The following is a 302-nucleotide window of genomic DNA, read 5'->3' as shown; positions in this document are numbered from 1 at the left end:
TGTTTTTGCCGTTGGTAATCTTCATCACGAGCATATAGAACAGTCATGATCGCGTCACTAAAGGCCGTCTTTAAGTAATAGTCTGGACTAACTGGCTTGTAGTTCAGTGGTTGATAATGTCCGATATTTGCTTTTCTATACTGGTCGTCCTTGGCTTGTTGCTCTTTTAACTGCTTTTGGATTTTCTCGATCTGACTGTTCTTAATCGTCGGATCAGCTTTGCATTCGCCAAAAAAGAGTTGTTTAGTACCATCATGCTTTAAAACCCGTTGTAAGTGATGATTTTCTAACTGATCTAAGCT

At 39.4% G+C, this 302-nt stretch carries 1 pseudogene; it reads right to left on the bottom strand.

The window, feature by feature from the left end:
* Positions 1–302 (bottom strand): annotated as a pseudogene (locus FD44_RS10245) (MobQ family relaxase); the annotation flags it as partial.

Source organism: Secundilactobacillus malefermentans DSM 5705 = KCTC 3548 (genome assembly GCF_001436395.1).
In the GTDB taxonomy this organism is placed as follows: domain Bacteria; phylum Bacillota; class Bacilli; order Lactobacillales; family Lactobacillaceae; genus Secundilactobacillus; species Secundilactobacillus malefermentans.
This window is presented reverse-complemented; position numbering and strand designations above follow the sequence as displayed.